The organism is Rhodoglobus sp. GW821-FHT12B09 (genome assembly GCF_058809925.1).
Genome location: NZ_JBXATB010000001.1, coordinates 300,713 through 319,450, shown reverse-complemented (window position 1 = coordinate 319,450; position 18,738 = coordinate 300,713). Strand labels below are relative to the sequence as shown.

At 68.5% G+C, this 18,738-nt stretch carries 22 protein-coding genes and 2 tRNA genes; 17 read left to right on the top strand and 7 right to left on the bottom strand.

What is annotated here, in order from left to right:
• Positions 1 to 7 precede the first annotated feature (7 nt).
• Complete coding sequence (clpX, locus tag AC1RTC_RS01660) at positions 8 to 1,285, bottom strand: ATP-dependent Clp protease ATP-binding subunit ClpX (RefSeq protein ID WP_493153714.1); 1,278 nt, start codon at positions 1,283 to 1,285, stop codon at positions 8 to 10.
• Between the two features lie 160 nt (positions 1,286 to 1,445).
• Here clpX and AC1RTC_RS01655 point away from each other — a divergent pair, with 160 nt between their 5' ends.
• Genes AC1RTC_RS01655 through AC1RTC_RS01645 form a run of 3 tightly spaced genes read left to right on the top strand, consistent with a single transcriptional unit; the run spans position 1,446 to position 3,355 of the window.
• Positions 1,446 to 2,009, top strand: a complete 564-nt coding sequence (locus tag AC1RTC_RS01655; protein WP_493153713.1) for a hypothetical protein — start codon at positions 1,446 to 1,448, stop codon at positions 2,007 to 2,009.
• A 57-nt stretch (positions 2,010 to 2,066) separates the two neighbouring features.
• On the top strand, positions 2,067 to 2,765 hold the full coding sequence (locus AC1RTC_RS01650; RefSeq protein ID WP_493153712.1) for a YcnI family copper-binding membrane protein: 699 nt from the start codon (positions 2,067 to 2,069) through the stop codon (positions 2,763 to 2,765).
• 5 nt (positions 2,766 to 2,770) lie between these two features.
• The gene (locus AC1RTC_RS01645) at positions 2,771 to 3,355 is read left to right on the top strand and encodes a copper resistance CopC family protein (RefSeq protein ID WP_493153711.1); all 585 of its coding nucleotides are present in this window, start codon (positions 2,771 to 2,773) and stop codon (positions 3,353 to 3,355) included.
• A 94-nt stretch (positions 3,356 to 3,449) separates the two neighbouring features.
• Here AC1RTC_RS01645 and AC1RTC_RS01640 read toward each other — a convergent pair whose 3' ends face one another.
• Both AC1RTC_RS01640 and AC1RTC_RS01635 read right to left on the bottom strand, forming a co-directional pair.
• Positions 3,450 to 4,109, bottom strand: coding sequence for an ATP-dependent Clp protease proteolytic subunit (locus AC1RTC_RS01640; RefSeq protein WP_493153710.1), 660 nt, complete (start codon positions 4,107 to 4,109; stop codon positions 3,450 to 3,452).
• Between the two features lie 2 nt (positions 4,110 to 4,111).
• Positions 4,112 to 4,732: an ATP-dependent Clp protease proteolytic subunit gene (locus tag AC1RTC_RS01635; protein ID WP_493153709.1), complete on the bottom strand. Its 621-nt coding sequence runs from the start codon at positions 4,730 to 4,732 to the stop codon at positions 4,112 to 4,114.
• Between AC1RTC_RS01635 and AC1RTC_RS01630 the strand changes: the two genes are divergently transcribed.
• The 5 genes from AC1RTC_RS01630 to AC1RTC_RS01610 all read left to right on the top strand — a co-directional run bounded on the left by AC1RTC_RS01630 (position 4,674) and on the right by AC1RTC_RS01610 (position 7,100).
• Complete coding sequence (locus AC1RTC_RS01630; RefSeq protein WP_493153708.1) at positions 4,674 to 4,802, top strand: ALQxL family class IV lanthipeptide; 129 nt, start codon at positions 4,674 to 4,676, stop codon at positions 4,800 to 4,802. The two genes, AC1RTC_RS01635 and AC1RTC_RS01630, sit on opposite strands and share 59 nt — an antisense overlap.
• A gap of 136 nt (positions 4,803 to 4,938) precedes the next feature.
• Positions 4,939 to 5,571, top strand: a complete 633-nt coding sequence (locus tag AC1RTC_RS01625; protein WP_493153707.1) for a hypothetical protein — start codon at positions 4,939 to 4,941, stop codon at positions 5,569 to 5,571.
• Between the two features lie 264 nt (positions 5,572 to 5,835).
• Complete coding sequence (locus AC1RTC_RS01620) at positions 5,836 to 6,327, top strand: tetratricopeptide repeat protein (RefSeq protein WP_493153706.1); 492 nt, start codon at positions 5,836 to 5,838, stop codon at positions 6,325 to 6,327.
• 55 nt (positions 6,328 to 6,382) lie between these two features.
• Positions 6,383 to 6,547, top strand: a complete 165-nt coding sequence (locus tag AC1RTC_RS01615; protein ID WP_493153705.1) for a hypothetical protein — start codon at positions 6,383 to 6,385, stop codon at positions 6,545 to 6,547.
• Positions 6,548 to 6,644: 97 nt separating this feature from the next.
• The gene (locus AC1RTC_RS01610) at positions 6,645 to 7,100 is read left to right on the top strand and encodes an ankyrin repeat domain-containing protein (RefSeq protein WP_493153704.1); all 456 of its coding nucleotides are present in this window, start codon (positions 6,645 to 6,647) and stop codon (positions 7,098 to 7,100) included.
• A gap of 54 nt (positions 7,101 to 7,154) precedes the next feature.
• On the opposite strand, the gene tig is transcribed toward AC1RTC_RS01610, so the two are convergent.
• The 3 genes from tig to AC1RTC_RS01595 all read right to left on the bottom strand — a co-directional run bounded on the left by tig (position 7,155) and on the right by AC1RTC_RS01595 (position 10,646).
• Positions 7,155 to 8,570: a trigger factor gene (gene tig / locus AC1RTC_RS01605; protein WP_493153703.1), complete on the bottom strand. Its 1,416-nt coding sequence runs from the start codon at positions 8,568 to 8,570 to the stop codon at positions 7,155 to 7,157.
• Positions 8,571 to 8,613: 43 nt separating this feature from the next.
• Positions 8,614 to 8,687, bottom strand: a tRNA-Pro gene (locus AC1RTC_RS01600).
• Between the two features lie 75 nt (positions 8,688 to 8,762).
• Positions 8,763 to 10,646 carry a CASTOR/POLLUX-related putative ion channel gene (locus tag AC1RTC_RS01595; RefSeq protein WP_493153702.1) on the bottom strand — a complete coding sequence of 628 codons (1,884 nt, stop codon included), beginning with the start codon at positions 10,644 to 10,646 and terminating at the stop codon, positions 8,763 to 8,765.
• A gap of 142 nt (positions 10,647 to 10,788) precedes the next feature.
• Between AC1RTC_RS01595 and AC1RTC_RS01590 the strand changes: the two genes are divergently transcribed.
• From AC1RTC_RS01590 to AC1RTC_RS01580, 3 genes are all read left to right on the top strand, one after another.
• Positions 10,789 to 10,862: transfer RNA gene (locus tag AC1RTC_RS01590), tRNA-Gly, on the top strand.
• A 180-nt stretch (positions 10,863 to 11,042) separates the two neighbouring features.
• Positions 11,043 to 11,276, top strand: a complete 234-nt coding sequence (locus AC1RTC_RS01585; RefSeq protein ID WP_493153701.1) for a hypothetical protein — start codon at positions 11,043 to 11,045, stop codon at positions 11,274 to 11,276.
• Between the two features lie 74 nt (positions 11,277 to 11,350).
• On the top strand, positions 11,351 to 12,031 hold the full coding sequence (locus tag AC1RTC_RS01580) for a hypothetical protein (RefSeq protein WP_493153700.1): 681 nt from the start codon (positions 11,351 to 11,353) through the stop codon (positions 12,029 to 12,031).
• Here the strand turns inward: AC1RTC_RS01580 and AC1RTC_RS01575 are convergent.
• Positions 12,028 to 12,246: a hypothetical protein gene (locus tag AC1RTC_RS01575; protein WP_493153699.1), complete on the bottom strand. Its 219-nt coding sequence runs from the start codon at positions 12,244 to 12,246 to the stop codon at positions 12,028 to 12,030. The genes AC1RTC_RS01580 and AC1RTC_RS01575 overlap by 4 nt on opposite strands.
• A gap of 300 nt (positions 12,247 to 12,546) precedes the next feature.
• On the opposite strand from AC1RTC_RS01575, the gene AC1RTC_RS01570 reads away from it, so the two are divergent.
• The 6 genes from AC1RTC_RS01570 to AC1RTC_RS01545 are packed head-to-tail and all read left to right on the top strand — an operon-like array spanning position 12,547 to position 18,732.
• Positions 12,547 to 13,689 carry a mandelate racemase/muconate lactonizing enzyme family protein gene (locus AC1RTC_RS01570; protein WP_493153698.1) on the top strand — a complete coding sequence of 381 codons (1,143 nt, stop codon included), beginning with the start codon at positions 12,547 to 12,549 and terminating at the stop codon, positions 13,687 to 13,689.
• Positions 13,689 to 14,639 (top strand): MBL fold metallo-hydrolase, encoded by a 951-nt coding sequence (locus AC1RTC_RS01565; protein WP_493153697.1) that lies wholly within the window; start codon positions 13,689 to 13,691, stop codon positions 14,637 to 14,639. Before AC1RTC_RS01570 ends, AC1RTC_RS01565 begins: the two co-directional genes overlap by 1 nt.
• Positions 14,636 to 15,682, top strand: coding sequence for a Gfo/Idh/MocA family protein (locus AC1RTC_RS01560; RefSeq protein WP_493153696.1), 1,047 nt, complete (start codon positions 14,636 to 14,638; stop codon positions 15,680 to 15,682). The genes AC1RTC_RS01565 and AC1RTC_RS01560 overlap by 4 nt, the downstream gene beginning before the upstream one ends.
• Positions 15,675 to 16,874 carry a CaiB/BaiF CoA transferase family protein gene (locus AC1RTC_RS01555; RefSeq protein ID WP_493153695.1) on the top strand — a complete coding sequence of 400 codons (1,200 nt, stop codon included), beginning with the start codon at positions 15,675 to 15,677 and terminating at the stop codon, positions 16,872 to 16,874. The genes AC1RTC_RS01560 and AC1RTC_RS01555 overlap by 8 nt, the downstream gene beginning before the upstream one ends.
• Positions 16,871 to 17,935 carry a hypothetical protein gene (locus tag AC1RTC_RS01550; RefSeq protein WP_493153694.1) on the top strand — a complete coding sequence of 355 codons (1,065 nt, stop codon included), beginning with the start codon at positions 16,871 to 16,873 and terminating at the stop codon, positions 17,933 to 17,935. The genes AC1RTC_RS01555 and AC1RTC_RS01550 overlap by 4 nt, the downstream gene beginning before the upstream one ends.
• Complete coding sequence (locus tag AC1RTC_RS01545; RefSeq protein ID WP_493153693.1) at positions 17,932 to 18,732, top strand: enoyl-CoA hydratase/isomerase family protein; 801 nt, start codon at positions 17,932 to 17,934, stop codon at positions 18,730 to 18,732. The genes AC1RTC_RS01550 and AC1RTC_RS01545 overlap by 4 nt, the downstream gene beginning before the upstream one ends.
• The last annotated feature ends 6 nt before the right edge of the window (positions 18,733 to 18,738 follow it).

The window sequence follows — 18,738 nt, the reverse complement described above, 5'->3', positions numbered from 1 at the left end:
GCTCGGGCTAGGCCGACTTCTCGTGGCGCACGGCCTTGCGCGGCACGATCGTGGGCGCGGCGTTCTCGAGCACGGCGGCCTTGGTGACGATGACCCGGCCGACCTCGCTGTCCGAGGGGACGTCGAACATGATCGGGCCGAGCACCTCCTCCATGATCGCGCGGAGGCCGCGGGCGCCGGTCTGTCGGAGGACCGCCAGGTCCGCGATCGCCTCGAGCGCGTCCGCGTCGAAGTCGAGCTCGACGCCGTCGATCTCGAACATGCGCTGGTACTGGCGCACGAGGGCGTTCTTCGGGCGGGTCAGGATGTCCATGAGGGCGACCTGGTCGAGCTGCGTGACCGTCGTAACGACGGGCAGGCGGCCGATGAACTCCGGGATGAGCCCGAACTTGTGGAGGTCTTCCGGCAGGACCTCGCCGAACAGGTTCACGTCGTCGCCCTTGCTGTGCAGGGGGGCGCCGAAGCCGATGCCCTTCTTGCCCGCGCGCTGGGAGATGATCTCCTCGAGCCCCGCGAACGCGCCGGCGACGATGAAGAGCACGTTGGTCGTGTCGACCTGGATGAACTCCTGGTGCGGGTGCTTGCGGCCGCCCTGCGGCGGGACGGAGGCGACGGTGCCCTCGAGGATCTTCAGCAGCGCCTGCTGCACGCCCTCGCCCGAGACGTCGCGCGTGATGGACGGGTTCTCCGCCTTGCGCGCGATCTTGTCGATCTCGTCGATGTAGATGATGCCGGTCTCGGCGCGCTTGACGTCGTAGTCCGCGGCCTGGATGAGCTTGAGGAGGATGTTCTCCACGTCCTCACCGACGTACCCGGCCTCGGTGAGGGCCGTGGCATCCGCGACCGCGAAGGGGACGTTGAGGCGCTTGGCGAGAGTTTGCGCGAGGTACGTCTTGCCGCAGCCCGTGGGGCCGATGAGCAGGATGTTCGACTTGGCGATCTCGACGTCATCGATGACGGCGTCTGCCGAGGTGATCGTGTTGCGGGCGCGGATGCGCTTGTAGTGGTTGTAGACGGCGACGGAGAGCGCGCGCTTGGCCGCCTCCTGGCCGATGACGTACTCCTCGAGGAAGGCGTAGATCTCTTTCGGCTTCGGCAGGTCGAACTCGCTCGAGGTCTCCTCGCCGGCCTCGGCCAGGCGCTCCTCGATGATCTCGTTGCACAGCTCGACGCACTCGTCGCAGATGTAGACGCCGGGGCCGGCGATGAGCTGCTGCACCTGCTTCTGGCTCTTGCCGCAGAACGAGCATTTGAGAAGGTCGGCGCTCTCCCCGATCCTGGCCATCTCGACGTTCCTCTCCCCAGCTGAAGCCCCGAAAAGACGGGCTTGGTCGAGCCTAACCCGATACGGGGACAGTCTTTGGCACCAAGTCACCCCATGTCGCGGCGTGCCGCACGACAGGTTCGCTGCCCGTAGAATTTCGACAAGCAGTAGAAAGGCAGCCATGGACTCGAGGTGGGTACGCGTCGCGCGCGGCGTCAGCGCTGCCGCCGTGGCCACCTTCGTCGCCGCCTTCTCCCACTGGCTCTCCGGCGGGGCGGCGCCGTCCTGGTTCGGAGTGGGCGCCTCGTTCGTCATCTCGGTGATGGTCTGCACAGTCCTCACCGGCCGCGCCCCCTCCGTGTGGCGCCTCGCAGTATCCATCGGGCTGAGCCAGTTCCTGTTCCACGCGCTCTTCTCCGGGCTCGGCGCGCCCGTCGCCGTCCAGCACGACATGGGCGCCATGGATGCCGCGCCCGTGCACCTCCACGCCGGCCCGACCATGTGGCTGGCCCACGCCGTCGCCGCCCTCGTCACCGTCATCGCCTTCCGCTTCGGCGAGCAGGCGTTCTGGGGCGTCGCCGGGACCGCGCGGCTCATCCTTGCCCGGCTCCTGCTCGTCGTCATCCCCGTCCTCGACGTCCCGCGGCCCGCGGTCGTCGTCGAGCGCCGCTACCTCCCGAGGGATCTCGCCCTCCTCCTGTCGTCGATGAGGCACCGTGGACCGCCCGTGGAGCTGTCGGCCTAGAGCCGCAGCACCCTCCACTCGCAGTACCACTCAACTCATCAACGAAGGACTTCTTTCATGAACCGTTTTGCCAAGACCGCCGTCGCGCTCGCCGCCGGCACCACACTCGCCCTCGCGGCACCGCTCGCCGCGAGCGCGCACGTCACCATCTCCTCGAACCAGGCCGCGGCCGGGTCGTACCCGCTGATCGACTTCAAGGTGCCCACTGAGTCGGCGACCGCGACCACCACCAAGATCGAGGTGACTCTGCCGGAGGACACCCCGTTCGGCTCGGTGAGCTACGTGCCGGTCTCCGGATGGACTACCGAGCTGATCACGTCGACGCTGTCGACCCCGATCACGACCGACGACGGCACTGTCACCGAGGCGGTGACCAAGGTGGTCTGGACGGCGCAGCCCGGGTCGGAGCTCACTTCGGCGCAGTTCGGTGTTTTCCCGCTCTCGGTCGGCCCCGTGCCCGACACCGGCAGCATCGTGCTGGCCGTCGACCAGACCTACTCCGACGGCAGCGTCGTGAGCTGGAGCGACACCGGTGAGGACGCGGAGCACCCCGCCCCCGTGCTGTACGTCAACGACGCTCCCCCGGCCGACCACCACGGCGGTGCCGCTGAGGACGACGACCACGCCAGTGCCGAGGTCGTCTCCGCCGCATCCGACGACGTGCTCGCCCGCGTGCTCGGCATCGGCGGGCTCGTCCTCGGTGTCATCGCCCTCGTGATCGTCATCGCGGGACGCCGCACGAAGGTGGGCGAGTAGCTCCCGTGCGACGATTCGCCGCACTAGTGGTCGGCGCGGCAGTGGTTGCTGTGCCTGTGCTGGGGTTCGCCGCCCCAGCGCAGGCGCACAACTACGTCGTCTCGTCCACGCCCGCCCAAGGCGAGACCCTCACCGAATTGCCCGCGCAGTTCGAGGTGACCACCAACAGCCCGCTCCTCACGCTCGGGGGCTCGGTGGCGGGCTTCGCCATGGAGGTCAAGGATGCGGCCGGGCTCTACTACGGCGACGGCTGCGTCGCCGTAGCGGGCGCGACTCTCTCCGAGACCGCGGCCCTCGGCGCGGCCGGGGACTACACCCTGCTCTGGCAGCTCGTCTCCGAGGACGGTCACACCGTCTCCGGTGAGATCGGCTTCACGTGGGCTCCGCCCGCGGACTTCGTGCCCTCGGAGGGCACGGCGACCGCGGCGACCTGTGGGAACGAGGCGGCAGCGCCCGTGGCATCCGCACCCCCGGAGAAGCGGGCCAACGCGGATCTGACCGACGTCCTGTGGATCGGCGGGGCCATCGGTGCCCTGCTCGTCGCGGGGCTCGTCACGTTCCTCGTGGTGACGCGCCGCAAGAGGGCATAAGAAAAGGCGGGTTGAGTAGCGCGCTCTGGCGCGCGTATCGAAACCTGGTTTCGATACGGCCGCGGACGGCCTGCTCAACCCGCCTTTCTCGTTGCTACTTCGCGGTCAGCGCCGGCAGGTTCTTGCGGCTGGTGAGCACCTGGTCGATGAGGCCGTACTCCACGGCCTCCTCCGCGCTCAGGATCTTGTCGCGGTCGATGTCCTTGTGCACCTCTTCCGCTGTGCGGTTGGAGTGCTCGGCCAGCGTCTGCTCGAGCCACTCGCGCATGCGGTTGATCTCGCGCGCCTGGATCTCGATGTCGGACGCCTGGCTCGACCCCTCGGAGCCGCCGGACGGCTGGTGGATGAGGATGCGCGCGTTCGGCAGCGCGAGGCGCTTGCCCTTCGTGCCGCCGGCGGTGATGACGGCGGCGGCCGAGGCGGCCTGGCCGAGCACGACCGTCTGGATGTGCGGGCGGATGTACTGCATCGTGTCGTAGATCGCCGTCATCGCGGTGAACGAGCCACCGGGCGAGTTGATGTACATGACAATGTCGCGATCCGGGTCCTGGCTCTCGAGAACGAGGAGCTGGGCCATCACGTCGTCCGCCGAGGCGTCGTCGATCTGCACGCCGAGGAAGATGATGCGGTCCTCGAAGAGCTTCGCGTACGGGTCCTGGCGCTTGTAGCCGTAGGCCGTGCGCTCCTCGAACGTCGGGAGGATGTAGCGGGCGTCAGCCGTCTTTGCGGTGCCGCCGAACTGGAAGTCGTTCATGGTCAGTCCTTCTTCCCGGTCGCGTCGGCGTTCGAGATCTCGTCGTTGGTGCCGCCGCCGCCGACCACGTCGGAGGCGAACTCGCGGAGGTGGTCCACGAACCCGTACTCGAGCGCCTGCTGTGCCGTGAACCAGTTGTCGCGGTCGTTGTCGATGAGGATCTGCTCGACCGACTTGCCGGTCTGCTCGGCCGTGAGCTCGGCCATGCGCTTCTTCATGTCGAGGATGACGCCGGCCTGGGTCTGGATGTCGGCCGAGGTCCCGCCGAAGCCGCCGGACGGCTGGTGGAGGAGCACGCGGGCGTTGGGCGTGATGTAGCGCTTGCCCTTGGTGCCCGAGGAGAGCAGGAACTGGCCCATGGATGCGGCGAGGCCGATGCCCACGGTCACGATGTCGTTCGGAACGAACTTCATGGTGTCGTAGATGGCCATGCCCGCGGTGATCGAGCCACCGGGAGAGTTGATGTAGAGGAAGATGTCGCGCTTCGGGTCCTCCGCTGCGAGCAGCAGGATCTTCGCGCAGATCTCGTTGGCGTTCTCGTCACGCACCTCTGACCCAAGCCAGATGATGCGGTCCTTGAGGAGTTGGTCGAAGATGCTCGAGACCAATGCCGGTTGGGCCATTGTTATGCGCTCCATGTCTGTTGATGCACTGCAGTTGTTACCTGCTGACGAATCTATCGGAGCGCACTGATCCGAACGGGCTTGTTCGCCGTGGGCAGAGTGGGCGCGTTGCGGGCCGTCTGCGGGAAAGGCTGGTGGACGGATCGAACATGAGGGTATCCTCTTGACCATACCTGTATGGTTCAGAAAGCAGCGAGGAGCATCCCATGAGAAAGCTACTAGGCGGAGTGGCGATAGTCGCGGCGATTCTGCTGTCGGCATCGATCGCGCCCGCGGCTTCAGCAGCCCCTGGGCCCCCCATCAAGCTGGGTGAGAACACGTTTGGGGAAGTCGAGTACGACGTGCAGTGTGTGGCCCGGGTCAAGGGTCAAGTTGACAAGATCTATTGTGCGTCCCAGTCGTTCTCAACATCCGTCGAACAAGTCGTGGCCCTCGGCGAGATCCCGGTGGAGGACCTCTCGCTTCGATCGCCGGAAGGCGTCTCGCTCGGGTCTGTCGTGGCGGCGGGAACGGTGACGCGTAAGCAATGGGAGCAGGGCAAACAGTCTGCGATTGGTGCTTGGCGAACCTCCCAAACCGGCACGACCTACTACAACGGCTCCTATGTCTGGACCAAAGGCACCTACGGCGGGCTTACCGGAACCCACGTGTGCAATGTCGGAGGCTGGGGCGTCGGCTACTCGATCACGACAACATCATGCACCGAAAGCAACACCTGGACCTCAAGTCCGATTACCCATCGCTACTACTTCCGAGTCTCGGCTGTCGTCAGCGGCTTCCCCGTGTACGTTGACGACTTCGTGATCAGGACAATCAGCAGAACGGGCGCTGAATCCTAACCATGCACCGCAGGATGTTTCAGATCGCTTGGTGGTTCGGGCTCGTTACAGCCAGCGTCCTGCTGCCATTCGTCGGAGGCCTGGCGGTCGTCGCGGTCACACGCTTGCGAGTCCTACGAGAAAACAGCCCTAGCACTCGCGCGATGCTGATCCTCTGGGCGGTGATCTCGGTCCTGCAAGTCGCCGCACTCTTCCTCACGCAAGGCCTGTCGCACTCGACTGACGTTGTAGTCGGGTAGCGTTGGCGCGTCTATCGTGGCTGGCATGACCGGTGATTGGTACGAGCGCGTGTCGGCGGTGTGGGCCTCGGCCGGCGAGATGGCCGAGAACGACGTGCTGGCGGCGATCGACGACCTGGTGGCCGAGCGCGATCCGGATGACCCGGCCGCCGTGTTCGAGGCCGCCTCCGCCCGCGACTACGCCGGCCTCGAGTCGGAGGCCGAGCCGCTCTACCGCCGCGCGATCGAGCTCGGCCTCGACGGCGCCGTGCTCCCTCGCGCCGTGATCCAGCTCGCGAGCACCCTGCGCAATCTGGGCCGGCCGAACGAATCGGTGCGGCTGCTCGAGGACCTGCTGCACGGGCATCCCGCCGACGAGTGGACGGGGCCCGCGGCCGCATTCCTGGCGCTCGCGCTGGCCAGCCGCGGGGACGAGCGGGATGCGGCATCCGTCGCCCTGGCGGCCCTGGCCGACTACCTGCCGGTGTACTCGGCCTCCGTGCGCGGCTACGCGATCGAGCTGGCCGCGCGCGACTAGGGCGGTCGCCGCGCGCCTGAGACGAGATGTCAGTGGCCGGGGTGACCATGGAGGCATGGCAGACATCGACATCCGCGAGCTCCGCGCGTACGAGCCCTACTGCGTCGAGTGCGGCGAGACCGGGCCCATCGAGACGAGCTCGTTCATGGCGTTCGCCTGGCAGCAGGCGCACGACTGCGCCACCGCCGCCCGCGACGCCGAGGTCGCTCGAGCAAGCTAGCGCGGGCCGGCTAGCGGACCACGAATCCGTGGTCCTCCGTCGCAGTAGACCCGGCTTGTGCCGACTCCGCCACCAACCGCAGTCATAGACTCGAATGGTGAACTTGTCCCGCTCTGCCCTGTTCGCGGCCCTGGGCGACAGCGACCTCGAGAAGCGGTACTCCACCGCCAGCCAGCTCCTCGATGCGGGAGCCGATGTGCAGGCGACCACGACCGAGGGCCAGAACGTATTCCACGTCCTGTTCTCCCAGACGAAGCACGACCTTCCGCAGCTTGTTGCACTCACCGGGCGTCTCATCGAACTGGGCGCTGACATCAACACGGCTGACGACCGCCGCATCACTCCCACGCACGAACTGGTGAACCTCAAGTTCACCGACGACGACCTCGCCGAGCTGTCCACCCTGTGGTTCTCGCAGCCGGGCCTCGATCTGTCTGTGCAGAACGTGGCGGGGCTCACTGCCCTCGAGCTCGCGCGCAAACTGCCGTACCGGGCCGACATGGTCAGAAGGATGGAACGCGGTCCCGACTGGCAGCTGCTAGGTCAGGGGTGACCAGGAACGAGTGAAGGGCTGCTCCCGAGGGAACAGCCCTTCACTAGTTGAGAGCTACTTGTGGTCGTGGCCGTAGTGCTCGTGGCCCGGCTTGCGGCCGTGGCCGTCCTTCGCGGCGCCGTGGTCGTGGCCGTCGTTGGTGCCCTGGATGCTGGCGGCGGTGATCTCCTCGGAGTCGTCGTTCTCGCCGCCGAGCGCCGTCGCGGTGAACGCCGACACGTCGACGTCCTTGCCCTTCGAGTCGACGACCTTCGCCTTGTCGAGCACGACAGCGAGCGCCTTGACGCGGGCGACCTCGGCGATCATCCCGGGGATCTGGCCGTTCTTGTCGAGCACCTGGATGAACTCGCCCGGCTCCATGCCGTACTGGGCAGCGCCCTGCACGAGGTAGGTGGTGAGCTCGTTCTGGGTGACCTTGACCTCTTCCTGCTCGACGATCGAGTCGAGGAGGATCTGGGTGCGGAACGTCTTCTCGCTCGACTCGGTGACCTCGGCGCGGTGCACGTCGTCCTCGAGGCGGTTCTCGTTCTCGAGGTGGCGGTGCACCTCGTCCTCCACCAGCTTCGGCGGGACGGGGATGTCGACGGACTTCAGCAGCTCGTCCACGATCTGGTCGCGGGCCTGAGCGCCCTGGCCGAAGGTCTTGGAGCGCTCCACCTGCTCCTTGATGTCGGCCTTGAGCTCCTTGATGGTGTCGAACTGGCTCGCGATCTGCGCGAAATCGTCGTCGGCCTCGGGCAGCTCGCGCTCCTTGACGGCCAGCAGGGTGACGCTGATGAGGGCGGTCTCACCCTCGTGGTCGCCACCGAGCAGCACGGACTCGAAGGTGGTGCTCTCGCCGGCGCTCAGGGAGTCGAGGGCCTCGTCGATGCCCTCGATGAGCTCGCCGGAGCCGACCTCGTAGGAGATGCTCGTGGCCGAGTCGACCTCGGTGTCACCGATCTTGGCGACGAGGTCGAGCTGGGCGAAGTCGCCCTTCTTGGCGGGGCGCTCGACGGTCACGAGGGTTCCGAAGCGGCTGCGCAGGGCATCCAGCTCGTCCTTCACGTCGTCGGCGGAGACCTCGACGGCGTCGACGGTCAGCTTGAGGCCGTCGAGCTTCGGGAGGGTGAACTCGGGGCGCACATCGACCTCGACGGTCAGTTCGAGGTCGCCGGAGAAGTCCTTGACCTCGGGCCAGGTCTTGATGTCGGCCTCGGGGCGGCCGAGAACGCGGATGCCCTCCTCGGTGACCGCCTGGCGGTAGAACTTGTCCAGGCCGTCGCTGACGGCGTGGTTGAGCACCTCTTCGCGGCCGACGCGCTGGTCGATGAGCTGCGGCGGAACCTTGCCCTTGCGGAAGCCCGGGATGTTCACCTGCGAGCCGATGTGCTCGTAGGCGTGGGTGATGCTCGGCTTGAGCTCCTCGGGGGTGACTGAGATGTTGAGCTTGACGCGCGTGGGGGTCAGCTTCTCAACGGTGGTCTTCACGTTGTGGTTCTCCTGTTGTCGGTGGTCTAAAAACTTCTGATCGTCGGGGCGACAGGATTCGAACCTGCGGCCTCTCGGTCCCAAACCGAGCGCTCTACCAAGCTGAGCTACGCCCCGCGCACGGATAGTACGGCCGAAAAAAGGCCTTGGTCAGTCTACCTACCCGTGGCGGGTGTTCTTATGACAGATAAATCAGCCCTCAGCGAGCACGATCACCTTGTCGCCTGTGGAGAAGGAGACCTTCTCGCCCTTCTGCGGGTTCACGTGCACGCCGTACGCCTTCGCGGAGTCGCGGGCATCCGCTGCGACGCGGTAGCCGATCGCGGTCTCGCCGCGGCGGCGGGCAGCCTCGAGCACGGTGTAGAAGTCGACGCTCGCGCCGTCGGCCACGTACAGGGCGGCGTCGTTCAGGTAGACCTCGGGGCCGTCGGCGGAGAAGAGGGTGTTGAAGACCTCGGTCAGCTTCTTGTTCTCCGAGACCTGCGAGAGCACGAGGCTGATCAGCTTGTCGCTGACGATGAAGTCGTCGGCGTTGGTGACCTCGGCCAGCTCGCGGTTCCTGTCGTCGAGCATCTCGCTGACGATGTTCAGGTCGACGCCCGCGCGGTCCTCGATGTCGCGGAGCTGGAGCAGCGTGATGAGCGTCTTGCTGTCCGCCCGCTGGGCGTCGAGCGTCTCGCGGTAGGCGAGCACGATGATGTGGTCGAAGGTCTCGACCTTGAGCCCGTCGAGGAGCGCACGGCTCGTGGCATCCCCCCGCTTGAATTCGATCTTCAGGTTCGCGAACGTCGGGAAGTCCGGCTTCTCGACATCGGCGAGCACCGTCACGCCCGACCCGGCGGGCACGTACTCATTGAGCTCGCGCAGCATGCCCTGCAGGCCGGCGTTGTAGCCCAGCACGAGGGTGCGCTCCGGCTTGGCCTTCGGGTCCTTCTTCGAGCTGACGGATGCCGCGTCCGGCGTGCCCGGAGTCGCAATCCTGATCGTGCTGTCGTCCTCGGCGATGACGATGAGCTGGTCGCCGGACTCGTAGACCGCGTCGTCGGAGCTGTTGAGCTGCACGACGCCGCCCTTGACCATTCCGATGACCGACGAGTCGGCGAAGGCGAGCTGCGCGTCGAAGTAGGTCTTGCCGTAGAGCGACGGCTGCTCGGTGAAGTAGATCTCGTCACCGTCGAAGTCGAGCAGCTCGGAGTACACGACGCTCAGGCCGCTCTGACGGCAGCTCTGCACGGTGATGCGCCCGATGAGGTCGGTGCCGAGCACCCAGTGCGCCTCGTCGCGGCCCACCAGGTTGGCGGCCTCGAGGTTGCCCTCGTGCTCGATCTCGCCGACGATGTGGTACGGCTCCGGGTTGCGCTTGGGGTTGTTGGTGAGCGCCAGCGCGGTCTTGATGATGTCGGAGTCCGGGTCCGGGCTTCCCTCGGGGGCGAGCAGGATGATGCTGCGCGCGCCGTACGGGTTCACCACGTCGAGGTCCGTGAGGTCCATGGGGTCGCCGGTGCGGCAGATGATTCGCGTCTTGCCGGTCTTGCCGACCTTCGCGAGGATCTCGTCCTCCATCTCGACCTTGTCCTTGTCGGCGAGGACGACGATGTACGACTTTCCGCGGGACTCGTTGGCGATCACGATCTCGCTGATGATCGGGAAGACCTTCGGGCTCCAGCCCAGGATGAGCGTGTGGTCGTTCTCGAGCACCTTCGAGCGGCCCTTGCGGAGGTCTTCGACCTTGCTGTCGAACGCTCCGGAGATGATGCCGATGAGGCTCGCCACGATGATGAGGCCGCCGATGGTGATGATCAGCATGAACAGGCGGAAGAGCCATCCCGTGTCACCGCCCATGGTTCCCGGGTCGAGCGTGCGCATGAGGTTGCCCCAGAGCGTGTCGAGCGGGTCGGTCTTGTCGTCATTGTTCGGGTAGAAGCCGAACAGCGTGAACAGCTGGACCAGCCCGAACACCACCAGGACGAGCACCACCGTGGCGATGCCGAGGAGGGAGATCAGGGCGATCGTGCCCTTCGCCATCCAGTTGTCGAACCAATAGCGGAAACGCTCGCCGGCGGAGGGCTTGTTCATGGGGTCCTTCAAGGGAAGAAGTGCAGGGATGCATAAGAGTGGCACAGCTTGACGGCTGCGCGCACCCATGGCGCGACGGCATCGTGCAAGGGAGTCGGGTAAGGTATTCCTCGGCAGTCGGGCGTGTGATCGCTCGTGCTCCGGGGATGTAGCTCAATGGTAGAGCTTCAGTCTTCCAAACTGACTACGCGGGTTCGATTCCCGTCATCCCCTCCACAAAAGTGCTCCGCGGTTTTCTGCCGGCTCAGTAGGGATCCCGTCATCCCCTCGTGGTGCAGCGCGGCATGCTTGGAAACGTTCACCGTTTGTAGGACGATCTCACAACGGTTGGTGGGGATGGACGCGAAGCTCGCGATCGACAAGACCCGGAGTCGCCGCCCCATCTAGGCTCGAATCATGCCCGCCGCCATCGCCGCCCTCCGCGCCGCCGTGATGCAGTGGGTCTACCTCAACGCCAGCAGCGTGCTCACGGCATCGATAGCCGTGGTCGGCGTCGAGGGCCTCGCGGTGATCTTCGAGTTCTCGATGCTCTCCCCCGCCGCACTGCCGTTCATCCTGGTGTCGCTCGCGGCGGTGCACTGGTACCGAAACCGCGAGCGCAGCGGACTCACCAGGATGCCGCGGCTCTAAACAGCGCCTATCGAGCCCCTTCACCACTAGGCTCACCCCAACGGAGCAGCTTCGTCCGCAAAGAGAGAGCCCTCGTGGCGTTCACCAAACTGCTCTGGATCATCGTCGGCTCCGTTGTCGTGGGCGTGGGCGCATCTGCCCTCACCGCATGGGGCGTGTCGAACTCGGTCCTCGCCGGGTACGACGGCGCTCAGGGCCAGTCCGGCGAGGCCGGCCAGGACGGCAGCGATGGAACCACCGGCGCCGTGGGGCCGACCGGCACGCCGGGGACCAAGGGCGCTGACGGTTCGACCGGTGCCCGTGGACCAGCGGGCGACGACACGGGCGTCCCGGGGCCCGCCGGACCTCGAGGGGCAACGGGCGCCACCGGTGCAGCCGGGACTAGCCTGCCCGCTGCGATCACCTACGGACCCGCGTCCGGGTCGGTCATCCTTCCGATCGACGGCACCAGGATGATGCTCGGCAGCATTCCCCTCAGCCCCGGCACCTACTCGTACTCTGCCTACGCGAGCCTGACGGTCACCAACCTCGGCCCGTTCGACGATGTGACCTGCGGCAACGACCTCGTCACCATCTACTTCGACCATGTCTCCACGGCCGTTCTGAAGAAGGGCGGCGTGACGGTCGAGCCGACCGCAGCTAGCTTCGCCATCTCGTGCGTTGCCGGCGACCGCAGCTTCTCCGGCGGGCCCACCTCGACGAACATCCAGGTCGACTGGACCAACCTCTCCCTGTACGCAGCCTCGCCGCGCTAGGGACGGTCCGGCGCCTCCGCCGGCTTCACCCGCTCGGCGGCCTCCTGCATCTCGACGAACGCGTCGTGGGCGGTGCCGTGCATCCCCTCGTCGTAGGCGGCCATCGCGCCCGCGATGGCCGAGCCGGCCGTTCCGCGACGGCGGGCGCGCCGCGCCAGGAGCGCGAGGCCGACCATGGCGGCGGCGAGCGCGAGGATCACGATGACGGCGGTCATGGCCTCACACTACGACCCACACGCAGACGAGCGCCTCAACCCGTCGCGCCACGAGCCACACCCGAGCCCGCCGAGCCCCGTTCCCCACGACCCGTCGCACTCTGCACACCGCTGTGGGCGACATCCGCGCGCGAGATGCCCCAAAGTGTCGTTCCCGGCCGCAACGAACGACCGTTTGCGGCACCTCACCGAGGCAGAGTTAGCGCGCGGATGACAACCCAAGGTTCCCCTGTCCCTCGCCCTAACATGTGATGTATGCTGTTTCCGCGCACAGCTGCGCTTCACACCATCAAGGACGATATGAAAATCACCGGCTACCGCTGCCTGCGCACCTTCCACGACTGGGGCCGGCCGGTTGGGGACGTCAACGGCTTCATCTCCACGGGGGTGACCGAGGTTCCCGTCGTCGTCATCGAGACCGACGAGGGCATCACCGGTGTGGGCACCGGTTCGACCCACGACATCGACCGCATCTTCCCCGCGCTCGAGGGCGAGGACCCGCGCGCGGTCACAGCCCTCTACGACCGGATGCTCGCGCAGGTGTTCAAGGCCGGCCACACCGGTGCGACCTTCGGCGGCATCGGCACCCTCGACATGGCCCTGTGGGACCTCAAGGCGAAGATCGCCGGCGAGCCCCTGTGGCGCCTGCTCGGCGCGCGCGACCGCTTCGTGAGCGGCTACGCCTCCGGCCTCGACATCGCCCTCGACGACGACGAGCTCGCCACGTGGTACTCCGCGATGGCCGACCGCGGCTTCACGAGCGGCAAGCTGAAGGGCGGCCGCGACCTCGAGGCCGACATCCGCCGCCTCGGCATCATGGGCGATGCCCTCGCCCGCAACGCCGAGCGCCCCGCCCTCATGCTCGACGCGAACGAGTCGTGGAACCTCAAGCAGGCAGTCCGCTACATCACCGCGATCGAGGAGAAGCTCGACCTCACCTGGATCGAAGAGCCGCTTCGCCGGTGGGATGCCGCGGGCCACGCCCGACTGAGCAACTCCATCAAGGCGGCCGTCGCCACGGGCGAGAACCTCACCGGCCTCGAGCAGTTCTCCCCCCTCTTCGACCACGGGGCGGTGGACGTGGTGCAGGCCGGAAGTGTCTGGGGCATCACCCACTTCCTCCGGGTGGCGTACGCCGCGCACTCGCGCGACCTGCCGGTCAGCCCGGTGGGGATGACGGCGAACCCCGCGGTCGCGCACGCCGCGGCATCCGTTCCCAACCACCTCTCGGCGGAGGTGCAGGATCTCGGTGCGCCGTTCGGCATCACCATCGACCAGGAGTTCGCCGACGGCGGCGTCGTGCTCGGCGACACGCCCGGCAACGGCCTCACCCTCGACGAGGCGGCGATCGAGGAGAACCAGCGCAGCGCGAGCTGGCTCTCGGCGGACGGCCCCCACGTGCGCTCGTCCCGAGCGGGGCTGCGACTGGTGAGCGACAACTGATGGAGCTCCGCCCCGGCCTGCACCGCATCGAGGCACCCCTCGGCGAGCGCTTCATCGCGATGTACCTGCTCGACGGGCCGGGGGGCGGACTGCTGTTCGACACCGGCATCGCCGAGAGCGTGACCGGCACGCTACTGCCCTACCTCGAGTCGATCGGCTACGACCTCGCGCGCCTGCGCTGGGCGATCAGCTCGCACTGCGACTTCGACCACACCGGCGGCAATGCAGCACTGCTCGCCGCCGCGCCGCACGTCGAGCTCATGGCGGGCAGGCTCGACGTCCCGCTCGCGGAGGACCTCGAGGTGCTGATCGCGGAGCGCTACGGCGAGTTCCGCGAGACGGACGGATTCGACGATCCGCCCGAGACGACGGCGTACATCCGGGAGGCGGCGGCCGTCGCCCCCGTGGCCCGGGCGCTCGACGGCGGGGAGGCGTTCGACCTCGGCGACCGCGTCATCCGGGTCCTGCACACCCCCGGCCACAGCGACGGGCACCTCGCCCTGTGGGACGAGGCGAACTCAGCCCTCGTGATCGCCGACGCCACGCTCGGCGACACCGTGCCGACCGCCACGGGCGAGCCGGCGTTCCCGCCGACCTACCGCGACACCGAACCGTACCTGGCGAGTATCGAGGCGTTCCGCGCGCTCGACGCCGACCTGCTGCTCACGGCGCACTACCCGGTCTACGAGGGGGACGGAGTCGAGGAGTTCCTCGCGCTCTCCGCCGACTACACCGGGCGGCTGGATGCCGCGATCGCCGGCACTCTCGGTCGCACCCCGCTGACCACGCTCGAGATCGTCCGGGCGATCGCGCCGCGCGTCGGCGAGTGGAACGAGCACGCCGCCGAGTACCTGATCTTCCCCGTCACGGGCAACCTCGAGCGCATGGTCGCGCGCGGCGCCGTCGTGGTCGGCGAGCGCGACGGCCTCCGCGCCTGGAGCGGCGCGTGAGCCGCGTGCGCGTCGGGGCCGTGGGTGCCGGATGGTGGGCGACGAGCAACCACTTCCCCCTTCTGGCCGACCGCGAGGACGTCGAGCTGGTGGGCGTGTGCGGCCTCGGGCCGGACCTCGGCGCCGTGCGCGACAAGTTCGGCTTCGGGATGGCGACCGAGAGCGTCGACGAGCTGCTCGACTCCGGCATCGACGCCGTGGTGGTGAGCACGCCGCACGACCTGCACTACGACATCGCCTCCGCGGCCCTCGACCGAGGCCTGCACGTGCTCTGCGAGAAGCCCATGACTCTCCGCGCCGACCAGGCCTGGAGCCTCGTCGAGAAGGTGGAGAAGGCCGGCACGCACTTCCTGGTCCCGTACGGCTGGAACTACAAGCCGTTCACGGTCGAGGCGAAGCGGCTCATCGCCGGTGTGGGCGACATCCAGTACGCGCTCGTGCACATGGCCTCCCCCACGCGCGGGCTGTTCGGCGGCGACCCCAAGCACATGCTCGAGCGCTGGGGCTCCGACACGAAGCCGGGCGAGAGCACCTGGTCTGATCCCCGCCACGGCGGTGGCTACGCCCACGGGCAGGTCACCCACTCCTCGGCCCTCTTCTTCTGGCTCACCGGCCTGCGCGCCGCCACCGTCGCGGGGCGCGTCGCGAACGCGGGATCGCCGGTCGACCTGTTCGACGCCGCGGTGGTGCGGTTCGACGGCGGCGCCCTGGGCAGCCTCTCGGGCGCGGCGACGCTCGCGGACGGCGACAAGTACCAGGTCGACCTCCGCGTCTTCGGGTCGGAGGGCGTGCTCATGCTCGACGTCGAGCGCGAGCGAGTCACGCTCAGCCGCTACGACGGAACCCGCGAGGACATCGCCATCGCGCCCGGGGAGGGCGAGTACGAGTGCCTCGTGCCGCCCGTGCGCTTCATCGAGCTCATCACGGGCGCCAGCACCGAGAACAACAGCACGGTGGAGGTGGCAGCGCGATCGGTCGAACTGATCGAGGCGCTGCTCAAGTCCTCCGCCGCCGAGGGGAAAGAGACCGCCGTCCATGCCTGACACCCCAGGAGTCCTCACGGGCTACCGCGTCGTCGACTGCTCGATCGCGATGGCGGGGCCGTTCGCGGCTCAGCGCCTCGGCGACCTCGGCGCCGACGTGATCAAGGTGGAGCCGACGGCCGGCGAGTGGCAGCGGTTCGCCGCGGCCGGCGGCGCGCTCGGGAACAAGATCAACGTCTCGTTCCTCTCGCTCAACCGCAACAAGCGCTCCCTCGCGGTCGACCTGAAGTCGGAGGGCGGTGCCGAGGTGATCCGCGAGCTCGTGGCATCCGCCGATGTATTCCTCCAGAACTACCGCCCCGGCGTCGCCGCGCGCCTCGGCCTCGACTACGCGACACTCAGCGCGATCAACCCGAAGCTCGTCTACGTCTCGATCTCGGGCTACGGCGAGACCGGCCCCTACAAGGACCGGCCGGGGCAGGACCTGCTGCTGCAGGCGATGTCGGGCGCGATGCTCTCCGCGGGCCGCCGGGGCGAGCCGCCGACGCCGGCGGGCCAGTACCTCGCGGATGCGGTGACCGCCTCGACCGCGTTCGAGGCAGTGCTCGCCGCCCTCCTGCACCGGGAGCGCACGGGCGAGGGCCAGCTCGTGACCGTCAACATGCTCGACGCCCTCACCACGCTCCAGATGCAGGAGCTCTCCGTCTTCACCATCGGCAAGGTGCCGCAGGAGCGGGGCACGGAGCCGAACGCGCACGTCTACATCCGCGCCCCCTACGGCGTGTTCGCGACGAGCGACGGATACCTCGCCCTCGGGTTCGCCGACCTCGAGACGCTCGGCCGCATCATCGACGAGCCGAGCTTCGCGGGCATGGTGCCCGAGGTCGAGGGCTGGACGCACCGCGACGAGCTCTACGCGAAGACCGCCGCGCGGCTCCTCACCCGCACGACGGCGGTGTGGCTCGAGGAGCTGCTCGCCGCCGGCATCTGGGCCGGGCCGGTGTACAGCTACCAGGATCTCGTGGACGACCCGCAGATCGCGCACAACGGCACCTTCGTCGAGTACGACCACCCCACCGAGGGCCACATCAAGACGCCCGGGTTCCCGTACGTCTTCTCCAAGACCCCCGCCCGCATCGACCGTGGCGCGCCGCTCACGGGCGAGCACAGCCGCGAGGTCCTGGCCGAGCTCGGCATCGACGGCGACCGCGCCGACGCCCTGTTCAGCTCGGGAGCCGTCGCCGGATCATGACGGACTTCGTCGGACTGACCTGGGACCACCCGCGCGGCCGCGACGCCCTCGAGGCCGCCGCGGGGCGCGTCACGGGCGGCGACAGCCTGCGGTGGGAGGTGCACTCCCTCGAGGGCTTCGAGTCCAGCCCGATCGAGGAGCTCGCCCGGCGCTACGACCTCATCGTGCTCGACCACCCGCACCTGGGCGACGCGCTCGCGAGCAGCAGCATCCGGCCGCTCGACGAGCTGTTCACCGCGCACGAGCTCGGCGCGTGGGCGTCGGAGGCCGTCGGCCCGAGCACCGCGTCGTACACGGTCGACGGCCGGCAGTGGGCGCTCCCCCTGGATGCCGCGACGCAGGTCTCCGCGCGCCGCGCCGACCTCGTGCCCGACGCGCCCGCCAGCTGGGATGCCGCGCTCGCGCTCGCGGAGTCCGGCCTCGTGGCGCCGAGCATCGCGGGCCCGCACGCCTTCCTCACCCTGTGCTCGATCGCGGTGTCGCTCGGCGAGGAGCCAGCCGGGCATCCCGAGAGCCTGCTCTCCCGGCCGGTCGCGCGCGACGCCCTCGACATCCTGCGCTCCCTCGCCGACTCCGCCCCCGCGGGCGTGCTGGGCCTCAACCCGATCGGGATGCTCGAGCACCTGGCCGCGCGCGACGACCTCGGGTACGTCCCGCTCGTGTACGGCTACGTGACCTACTCCCCCACGGTCACGTTCGCGGCGCCGCCGACCGCGGGCGGCCGCATCGGCTCCACCATCGGCGGCACGGGCATCGCGATCACGCGGCGCACCGAGCCCACCCCCGCGCTGCTCGACCACCTGCGCTGGCTGCTCTCCGCGGAGGCGCAGGAGGGGTTCATCCCCCAGCACGCCGGCCAGCCGAGCGCGCGCACGGCGTGGACCGGCCCGTTCTACGGGCCCACGCTCGAGACCGTCGAGCAGTCGTGGGTGCGCCCGCGGTTCCCCGGGTACGTCCCGTTCCAGTCGGAGGGGTCGGCCATCATCCGCGGCGGGCTCGAGTCCGACCCCGAGGGCGCGCTCGACGCGCTCGACGCCGCCTACCGAAAGGCACTCGCATGACCGCATTCGACCAGGGGCTCGACGACCTGCCCGAGGAGGTGCTGCTCGAGGTCGCCGACGGTGTCGCCCTCGTCACACTCAACCGGCCCGCCAAGCTCAACGCCGTGACGCCGGAGATGTCCGCCGCGCTCGAACGGCTCGCCGCGTGGGCCAATGGGGCCGACGGGGTGCGCGTCGTCGTGCTCACCGGGGCGGGCGAGCGCGCGTTCTGCGCCGGCTCCGACATCCGCACCCTCGACTCGTACGCCACCCCCTGGGACTTCCGCAACCGCCGCGACTACTGCGACGCCCTCCGTGAGCTGCGCAAGCCGGTGATCGCCGCCGTCAACGGGTACGCCTTCGGCGGCGGGCTGGAGACGGCGCTCACCTGCGACATCCGGATCGCGTCGACCACCGCGACCTTCGCGGCGCCGGAGATCAAGCTCGGCTGGATCGGCGGCGGCGGGATGTCCGCGCTCCTCGCCAACTCGGTCGGCGCCAGCAACGCGGCGCTCATGACCATGACCGGCGACGCGATCGACGCGCAGCGCGCCCTCGCGTGGGGCCTCGTGAGCGAGCTCCTCGAGCCGGCGGACCTGCTCCCCCGCGCGCGGGAGCTCGCCGCGACTATCGCGTCCCGTCCGCCGATCGCCGCCGAGACCGCGAAGGCGAACCTCACCGCCGCCGCCAACCTGCCCCTCGACCAGGCGATCGCCTACGAGCGCGAGTTGCAGGGCATCACCTTCGCGACGGAGGATGCCGCTGAGGGCCGCCGCGCCTTCGCCGAGAAGCGTCCCGGCATCTTCCACCGCCGTTGAACCCCG